The organism is Xenorhabdus griffiniae, assembly GCF_001028135.1.
In the GTDB taxonomy this organism is placed as follows: domain Bacteria; phylum Pseudomonadota; class Gammaproteobacteria; order Enterobacterales; family Enterobacteriaceae; genus Xenorhabdus; species Xenorhabdus bakwenae.
Genome location: NZ_LDNM01000104.1, coordinates 1 through 9388 on the forward strand (window position 1 = coordinate 1; position 9388 = coordinate 9388).

Here is a 9388-nt window from a genome sequence, read left to right on the forward strand (position 1 = left end):
GGATATAGAGCTGCAACCTACCGTCGATGTCAGCGTGGTTTTTGTCTTGCAAACGGGATGCGTTCATATAGAAAAACTATGTTTCAGCGTTTTAAATCCCATTTTGCCCGCCAGCCTGCCACACCACAAAAATTACCCGAACAACAATCGGAAGTCATTCGTGACAGCCGGGGCTATTTCCGGCCGCAATCCGCTGACGAGTTACTGGCCACCTCCCTGCGCCGTCAGTGTCTTCAGCAATTATGGCAAAACAGTGCTCTGCCCGAAGGGCTGTATCAGCGTTTTTATCTCGCGCCGGTGAAGCAATTGCTGGGCAGTGTGCAGCAGGTGCCCGCCACACCGGAAGGCGACTGGTCAGGGGCAGGGGGATTTGCTGACCTGACGCTAAAGTTTACCACCTGTGCCGTGCGGCTGGCGAAGGGGCATCTGTTCCCGCCGGGGGCGGCACCGGAAACGCAGGCGGCCCAGAGTCTGTTATGGCAGACCGTCGTGTTCTGGGGGGCGTTGTTTTACCACCTGCCGTTGTTGCGGCAACTGGACGGAGAGCTGGAAGATGGCCATCACTGGCAGCCGGGTGTCTGTATCCCCGGTAAGCTTTTTCGTTTCCGCTTTCGCACACCGGAAAATGCCCTGACGGTGCCACAGGAAGCCTTGCTGGCCGCCGGTTTGTTACCGGAAAAAGCCCTCATGTGGCTGGTTTCCGTACCGGAAGCCTGGCATTGTCTGATGTTGCACCTCAATGGTCGCCCTTCCTCCGTCCCCCTGATTGATGCGTTGCTTCAGGACGCCGCCGGGCAGGTTCATTCCCCGTGGGTGAAACAGGGGGGGGTGCCAACGGCAGCCGAAGCGGCCCTGGCTTCCGAAGCCGGTACCCGGCCGGAAACCCAATCAGCCGCTTCCGCAAATGCAATGAAAAGTCCTTCTCCATCGACGGCGGACGATACCCGGACGTTATTGTCATTATTTCAATCCAATGATGAAGTTTCATCGCCCGTTAATGCAAATGAGAACGATAACGATTTGAAAATAAGCAAACGCACAGGCAGGCCATCAGAAAATGTTGCTCCTGCCGGGGAGGAGTCGTCATGATATTAATCATGAAACAATTTCAATTTGTGATTGATTTTTAACGGAATGATTAACCGCTTTCTATATTGAAAAGCCGCCGGGTTGGGTTGCTGATAACAGGAAAAAATGATGCACGGAACAGAAGAAACCATGGGTTGGGAAGCGTTATTAGACGAGTACTTTTTTTCACATATCCTGAGGCCGGATACCGAATGGAGTTACCGTAAAGTGACGAAGGGTTTTATCCGGTTTATGGGGGAAGCCGTCTCACCGATGCAGGTTATTCACCGGGATGTGCTGCGGTGGCGGCGCCACCTTCTGGTGGAGAAAAAGCAGTCGAGCCACACCTGGAATAATAAGGTGGCTCACCTGCGGGCGATCTTTAATTTCGGCATGGAGCAAAAACTGCTGCCGCACACTGAGAATCCGTTTAACGAAGCGGCAGTAAAAAAAGAAAAGAAAAAGAAGAAGATTTTGAGTCAATCGCAGATAACCCGTATTAATCTGTTGATGGGCAAGTTTGCGGAAGAAGAAAGAACCGGGGTGATGCCACGGGGAGGGCGTTGTGCCCTGTATCCGACCTGGTATTGGTCAACGGTACTGGCGACATTGCGCTTTACGGGGATGCGCCAGAACCAGCTACTGCACCTGCGGCTGCGGGATATCAATCTGGACAGCAATTATATTGAACTGGGGCTGGAAGGCAGTAAAAACCACAGTGAATGGGAAGTACCGATTATCCCGCCGCTCAAACCCCGGCTGGCAAAATTAGTGGAAAGGGCGATAGCTGCCGGCGTGAAAGCCGACGATCCGATTTTCGATCTCAGCCGGTTAAGTGTGCCGCACCCAAGCCGGCTTTCCCGTTACCAATACGATATCAACCGGGAAAAACAACAGCTCCGCGCTTTCTTCCGCAGACTGTCCAGAGAGTGTGGGTTTGCGGTCTCGCCCCACCGCTTTCGTCATACGGTGGCCACAACCCTGATGAAATCGCCGGATCGTAATCTGCCGCTGGTGAAACGATTACTGGGGCACCGTAATGTGGCGACCACGATGGAATACATTGATCTTGATATGGAAGTGACGGGCAAAGCCCTGGAGCGGGAACTGGGATTGTATACTGACTTTGCTGGTGAGCGGGCCGATGAGAATGAATAAAATGGCGTAAAAAAAGACAGGGCAGATCTCAGACAGGATTGAGGAGGTGGCGGTGTGAGTGAACTGCCCTGCATCAAATATTGATGGTATGAAAAAAGGGCTAATTCCGGTCTCCTGTCCCGTAAAGTTTTTCCCTTACTTGACATCAGAATCAATTACTGAAATCATTACCTTAAACGAGAAAAGGGCGGCTGTTAAAACAGCCACCCTGTCATCTTGTCTTAAATGTTCTTCTCAACTAAACAGTACAAATTGAACTGATTAGGATTTAACATTTAATTAACGATTGATTCTTTTTCGCGCTTTTGTCAGGAAATTTAACAACCTACGACAAACCCGCATGGAAACTTGGTGCCGGACTCGGAATCGAAAATCGTTATAACTTGTTGAAAATATAAAGTTTATAACCTTACCCTTCTTTTATGCCCCTTTTAATGCCCCCGGATTTTTTTGCTTGCTTTTTCTTTATTATCTAACTGATTTTACTTAGTTATATTTCTTATTGCGCGATTTTTCATCATCTTAAAGCAAAAAAGCCGTGAGGGTTAAAAATGGTTAAATTGGGCTGCCATTTTACGCTCAGGGCTTAAGATAAAAAATATTCATTTTTACGACATCGATCACAAATTGAAGCGGGTTATTCCTGTGATTTACTGCGAACTTTACGCTCAATCAGTTGACCCTGTTTATCAAAATAGCGGCTGGGCCAGATTTCAGAGGGATGGATGCCAAGATAGTTCGCAATAATCCATTCACCTTTAGGCCACTGCCTGCTGAGTGCATTTGCGAGTGTAGATGAACTGAGTCCTGTTTCACGAGAGAGCGCCGCTAAGGTTGTACCACGTTTACGTAATGCTGCGATGATATCGGCCTGATGCCAGTCATTTTGAACATTGTTGTTATTCATTCCTGCTACCCCTTCCATTAATTGATCATTGATGGTGGTGATTCAAGGCAGGGTTCGCGGACTGGAATCAAGAAACCAGCAAGGCCGAAGCCTTCCCCACCTGAACCACCATTGAAAGGGTGATAACAGGCGCACTGGTAGAAACATCCTACCAGTGTTCTTGATTTCAAGGCCGCGACGCCTCGACCATTAGATTTTGCTAATGGCGGGAATACTTTAACTGATTGTTTTAGCTTACTCAATAACTGAACAGCTAAGTTTAACGGTTATAACTCCTCTCAAGAGCGCACAAACTCAGGGAAGAATACGGACGGCTAATCAATCTTTGTTGTTTGTTCTCGTTCGTAATCGCTTTGCTGTCCGTATTTCCCCTTTGTTTTTGATATTAATTTACTCATTTTGAAACATTTTCCCTGCGTGTCGGTTAGGTTCACCGTTCCGTGGTACGTCAGATAATGTGTATACAGGGCGAGGGTTGCGTTAAGTTTTTGCAGGAGTTCGCTACGTGCTCAGCACGGCGGTGGAGTACTCCCCGTTCAGTGCCTGATTAGCTCAGGATGAACGCCTCATTATTCGTGACGTGGTGTGATATCTCCTTTCTTTACTGCATCAGCCTGTTGCAAGGCAGTGGGTGAAAAACAAACGAAATAAGTGAATTAAGGCAGAAAAATGGCAATGAAAAGTAGTGACACTGAGTAAACCGTGGTTCAAATCGTTCGTAAAGCCAGACCGGACGTGCTCTGGACGTTGACGCTTGGCCGCGTCACTTGGTAATCGCTCCGCTTAAACACAAGTGACGCCGCGCAGTTTTCGGGACGTCTATCGTGCGTAAATCAAAGCGTGAGTAAAGATCGTACAAGGTAAAATGGTTGAGGTGAACGTGGCAGGGTTACTGCTATATGTGAGTGATAAGCCGGTGCATGAAGATACCGGGAAACTTTCATCGTCAACGGTGGGTTATGTATCTGACGATATCTGCTTCCAAAAGTGCGCAGATGTACCGCAATACTTGCTCTCCCTTTCAGGCTACAGGAGTTTTTGTTTCGCCGCTTAACGCTGATCCTCGCAGGCAATGGATCATAAGGTAACAGGAAGATATTAGCGGTTGTGTCAGGCATGGTCAAACGGTGTTTTACGCCACTTTTTTACGGCGCATTTTCAACCAACTTAAATAGCCTCCTATCTAAAATAAATAAAAATACTTTTTCATATTGCTTAGATGAAAATTATATCATCGTGATATTGATTCTTATCAAAAGTAATTATTGACATTTTTTAACAAGAATAGAATGGTTATTTTAATATGGGATTAATAAATTATTTCGTTATTTTAAATGACTTTTTTCATTATCATGAATGAAAGTGTTCATAACTTTGATGTTTTATTTTTGTATATAAATAAGCATGTTAATTAACATGCTCTTTGCCTGTCAACGATAAGATGAAAAATAAGATCACGGTAGAAATAGCTGTTATCAGTTACCTTGTCGCGACCTAAAATAATGCGTTAACTTTAGAGAAAAACAGAGTGGATTGCACGAATGACGAAATTATTTTAATTTTTTACGCTGTTATTGTTAGGTGCATTTTTTATTTCACTTGATTTAATTTGATTTTCACTTATTCCTTATTTATCCTTTCACCTCATTATTATATTTCATGAACCCAGAATAATAATGTATTGCATTTTTTCAGCACTACCTTCCCGTCACTGAAGACAGACGGGAAGAGTGTAGGAATAAAATAAAAAAATCAGTTAATAACTAATTTTTACAAAAAAAACAGAATAAATTATAAATGTCAAGAAATAATTACGTCACTCTAAGTATTTTCCACAGATGTTTATCCAGATCCAAAATAGTCTGGCGCAAATTTCTTCCAATGCAAATAATTAGCGCCCCAATGTCTTCAGGTTGAACTTTTTGATAATAAAACGAAATGCAATGTAGTATATGCAGAAAAAGACCAAACCTTGCAAAAGCAACATATACCATTGTACAGCCAGTGGGTTCCGAGAAGAAAAAAACATATCTATAAAGCCAGCACTAAAACCAAAGCCTGCGATCCAATGCATTGATGCCGCAATATAGACAGAAATTCCCGTCAAGATCGCATGTAAAAGATAAAGCACAGGCGCAACAAACATAAAAGATAATTCAAGCGGTTCAGTGATCCCAGTAAAAAAAGCCGCAAACGCGCCAGCTAACATGACCCCGCCGACCATTGTTCTGTTTTTAGGATGAGCACAATGATAAATTGCCAGTGCTGCTCCCGGCAAACCAAACATCACTATGGGGAAAAAACCGGCCTGATAACGTCCAGTGACCCCGGGGATTGCTATACCTGCATCAATCGCTTGTTGTCCCGCCAAAAAATTGGGAATGTCATTAATTCCCGCCACATCAAACCAAAATACTGAGCTTAAGGCATGGTGCAAGCCAAGTGGTATCAATAGGCGATTGAAGAAAGCATAGATACCTGCACCCGCAGAACCGAGACTAGTAATACCCTCTCCAAATGTTACCAACCAACCGTAAATAATGGGCCAAATAAACATCAGGACAAAAGAAACCAAAATCATTAGAAAAGAGTTCAAGATAGGGACTAAACGATGTCCACTAAAAAAGCTTAATGCCTGCGGCAATTCTACGCTACTATAACGATTATACAGCTCTGCAGACAATACTCCGACTAATATACCGACAAATTGGGTATCAATTTTCTTAAATGCCACCGAAACATCATCAACTGAAATTCCTTTGATCACTGCGACAACATCAGGAGAACACAACTTGATCACAACAAGATACCCGACAAGCCCTGTCAATGCTGCTGCACCATTCTTGTCTTTCGACATACCATAAGCAATCCCAACTGCAAACAACATGGCCATTTCGGAGAGAATTACATTACCAGAAGTCGACAACAATGTGACAATGGTATTCCCCGTGTCACCAGCGGAACTAATCCAATACCCTACTCCTACCAATATTGCTGCTGCTGGTAATGTCGCCACAGCCACCATCAGTGCTTGGCCAATACGTTGTAAGTAATCCAGAATATTCATTCTACGTTCTCTCAAACTCCGTTATTGGAATCTTTTAGTTAATTAATTTTCGATAATATTATCTGCCTATTTCTAAACATGGCTGATATATTTATATAATCTTCATGGTCGACTTGTATAACTATGCTTTCAGAGACTCTGACTTATCAAGTAAGCTATATTTCACTCCGTTTTGATTGGCACTATTATTCCATTTATGGAGTTTTCGTAAACTAGCTAATCAGATGGAATAATTCTCAGACCTCTACCTATAAAAGCAAAGATCATTACAGAAAGAATAACGGTTTTTGTTTTAATTTAATTGACAATACAAAATTTGAACTGTTCAAAACTGTTAATCAGGCAATATAGAATATCTTACCAAACTACATTTCTTTACTCTTTACGGTGCTTTTATGCTAAACTCCCAAAACAGGTGTCAGTTATGTTAACAGAACATGTCCAAATCGGTGCGAGATAGAAAATAACAGCTATTCCTCCGTAAACGATCACCGAATAACATGGAGGCTTTAAAATGGCCTCCATCAATATTATTAGATAATCTACTTGAATGATGATATCCATGTGTAAACTATTTAAGAAATTATAACGTCTTATGGGGATGAATCTGTACCTGAACTCAAGAAATCTCCTCCCCGCCTGAAATACCTGTGGAATGACGGTTATATAATATTCTATAATCTTTTAATACTTCATCAATGACCCAATTCGTTCGTGCAGCAGATTCTCCTGTTGATGGGCAGTTTCCCTTTCCTTGTAATTGTTCCATTACTGTCTGAATTAATGGCATTTCTATAGTTTTTGGATTTTCGAAGCAGTATTGTTTAGTATTTCCATTTTCATCAGAATAAAAAATTGCAGAGTTACCAAATGTTGAAAAAACCACTTTCCCTTTATTACCAACTATTTCAATCTTATCCTCTCTGTCTACTGAAACAAAATTCCAGATACCCACTCCATGAACATTATTTTCAAAAACAAATGACATAGATACACAATCTTCGACAGAATATGCATCTTCCTGAAATCCAGCATGTCCTTTGACAGAAATAATTTTACCTAATAGAAAATCCAATATATCAAGTGTATGACATGCTAAATCAAAAAATAATCCTCCACCAGATATTTCTGGTTTTACTAGCCAAGGAAGATTATCGTAGTCTTTATAACACTCCTCCATTTCTCTATAAAATAAACAATTAACAATACGAGGAACTCCAATAGCACCGGAGTCTATTAACTCTTTTACCTTAATGAATCTTGATAATGCTCTTCTATAATAGGCTACAAAAAGCGGAACATTTTGAGATTTGCAAATAGATATCATCTCATTGCATTCCTCAAATGTTAATGCCATTGGTTTTTCTACGTAGATTATTTTCTTCGCTTTAGCTGCTAATAAAGTATATTCCTTATGGGTAGAGGGTGGAGTAGCAATATATACGGCATCAATTTCTGGATCTTGAACAAGCTCATTTGCGTCTGTGTACCATTTTTTTACACCATGTCGTTGAGCAAAATCTTTAGCAAGCTCAGGCTGTCGTCTCATCACAGCAACTAATTCAGAACCCTCCAATTTATAAAAAGCAGGTCCGCTTTTTACTTCGGTAACATCTCCACAACCTATAATTCCCCATCTAATTTTTTTCATCTTTACTCACTAATATATCGAACTGACTTCTAATAAAATCCTGATGCAAATTATAATAGTATTCTGATTTATACCATTTTTTCCTTTCTGATATATGTTCTATTATAGTGTTTTTCACTTCTTCATCCAAACTATGAATATAAGATTCATCAAACTTATGATAATTAATCACTCCAAAATGACATGTAGGTTCATATTTGTTTGTGTGATAGCCTAATTGTATGGTTGCCCTTTCATTCATTAATATACCACCGTACCCTCTATGTATGGCTAGATTATTGTAAAATATAGCTTCTCCAGGCTTTAAGACTATATTATCTCCAATGTTTATATCTGGAAGTTTCAGCGGAGCTATTTTATTAGAGCCAGAAAAAACCTCCATTTCTATATTATTAAAATTACGAGAATGACTACCTTTTACAAACCATAAACATTTATCTTCATACAAAGGTATGTTTATTTGTACATTATTATGAAAGTGTTCTTTAGAAAACCAAGAATCTGAGATATCTTCATCAGGTATCTGAATTATATCTCTATGCCATCCTTGACGGTAATCTATACCTTTTGGAGCATAAAAGAATGAGGCACCATCTAATATTACCTTACCTCCTGTTAATAAATCACCGCATATCTCAATAATTTTTTTGTTATTTATAATTCGTTGAATACCATTAATTTCTATATCAGGGTTCATGAATTGAATGTTCATCATTTTATCATTTTGGGGATCAATATGTGTTTTAATCAATTCTCTATATGAATTAATCTCACTTTCAGATAAAACATTCTTAATTAAGTACCCGTCTTCTTTAAATTTTTTCAATTCATCGTCAGTTAACATAATAATTCCTTAAATGAATAATATAATTATGAAATAGCATTTGAAACTAACAGGTTAATACTTCTTCGATAAGACCCTTGATTCTATTCTTTCCATTTTTAAGATCTAAAGAAATTGATCTTTTATGGATTTCCAATCTTTTATTATAATTTAATATTTTAACTATCGTATCTATAAAATCATTATCCGAAACTTCGCTATTTAAACCCAATTTAAAAAAACCGGCTATAGTAGAAAAGTTATGTGAATCTTCTCGATTATTAGCTGAAATAGATATAGATGGAATGCCTAACGCCGCCAATTCATATACCGTTCTTCCGTTAGAAACAATAGCAATGTCAGAAGATAACATGATCTCATGCATATTATCTTTCACATTGTGAATCAACTCAATACTTCTATTTTCAACTGAATTAATAAACATAATTAATTCATCATGAAAGATATACGCAGGACCTGTAATTACTTTTAAATTTATATTTTCTAAAAAATGACATCTAATCAATAGATTTAAAAAACGCAAAGTCATATTGTTAGGATCTTCACCTCCAAATGACAATAATATACTTTCCACATTATTTTTTATTTTAATTTTATTAGATAAGATAAATTCGTCTCGCAAATCAATATATTTATAACCGCATAATACATGTGGGTATTCAGATGAAGAATAAACAGCATTTATAGTAAGAT

Annotated in this window: 7 protein-coding genes and 1 pseudogene; 2 read left to right on the forward strand and 6 right to left on the reverse strand. The window is 40.1% G+C overall.

The genetic code is table 11. The features are described 5' to 3' along the window. Together AAY47_RS16520 and AAY47_RS16525 are read left to right on the forward strand one after the other, a co-directional pair. Window positions 1-1089 (forward strand): TraI domain-containing protein (locus tag AAY47_RS16520; RefSeq protein ID WP_235428390.1); only part of this gene is annotated, 1089 nt, incomplete at its 5' end. 108 nt (window positions 1090-1197) lie between these two features. Next, window positions 1198-2226, forward strand: coding sequence for a tyrosine-type recombinase/integrase (locus AAY47_RS16525; RefSeq protein WP_047771229.1), 1029 nt, complete (start codon window positions 1198-1200; stop codon window positions 2224-2226). A gap of 637 nt (window positions 2227-2863) precedes the next feature. On the opposite strand, the gene AAY47_RS16530 is transcribed toward AAY47_RS16525, so the two are convergent. The 6 genes and pseudogenes from AAY47_RS16530 to AAY47_RS22095 form a co-directional block, all read right to left on the reverse strand. Further along, window positions 2864-3133, reverse strand: coding sequence for a helix-turn-helix domain-containing protein (locus AAY47_RS16530; protein WP_152669829.1), 270 nt, complete (start codon window positions 3131-3133; stop codon window positions 2864-2866). A 17-nt stretch (window positions 3134-3150) separates the two neighbouring features. Further along, a complete protein-coding gene (locus tag AAY47_RS22090) occupies window positions 3151-3375 on the reverse strand; it encodes a hypothetical protein (protein WP_152911291.1) in 225 nt (74 codons plus the stop codon). 1652 nt (window positions 3376-5027) lie between these two features. Then, window positions 5028-6200, reverse strand: a pseudogene (locus tag AAY47_RS16535) (PTS transporter subunit EIIC); the annotation flags it as partial. 619 nt (window positions 6201-6819) lie between these two features. Then, window positions 6820-7851: a Gfo/Idh/MocA family protein gene (locus AAY47_RS16540; protein WP_047771231.1), complete on the reverse strand. Its 1032-nt coding sequence runs from the start codon at window positions 7849-7851 to the stop codon at window positions 6820-6822. Beyond that, a complete protein-coding gene (locus AAY47_RS16545) occupies window positions 7838-8695 on the reverse strand; it encodes a hypothetical protein (protein ID WP_047771233.1) in 858 nt (285 codons plus the stop codon). The genes AAY47_RS16540 and AAY47_RS16545 overlap by 14 nt, the downstream gene beginning before the upstream one ends. 46 nt (window positions 8696-8741) lie before the next feature. Beyond that, the coding region (locus AAY47_RS22095) for a hypothetical protein (protein WP_047771234.1) at window positions 8742-9388 on the reverse strand (647 nt) is incomplete at its 5' end.

What these genes read in the sequence shown, in the direction of transcription:
- AAY47_RS16530 (WP_152669829.1), bottom strand. Translation starts at nt 3,133, where the DNA reads ATGAATAACAACAATGTTCAAAATGACTGGCATCAGGCCGATATCATC.
- AAY47_RS16545 (WP_047771233.1), bottom strand. Translation starts at nt 8,695, where the DNA reads ATGTTAACTGACGATGAATTGAAAAAATTTAAAGAAGACGGGTACTTA.
- AAY47_RS16525 (WP_047771229.1), top strand. Translation starts at nt 1,198, where the DNA reads ATGCACGGAACAGAAGAAACCATGGGTTGGGAAGCGTTATTAGACGAG.
- AAY47_RS16540 (WP_047771231.1), bottom strand. Translation starts at nt 7,851, where the DNA reads ATGAAAAAAATTAGATGGGGAATTATAGGTTGTGGAGATGTTACCGAA.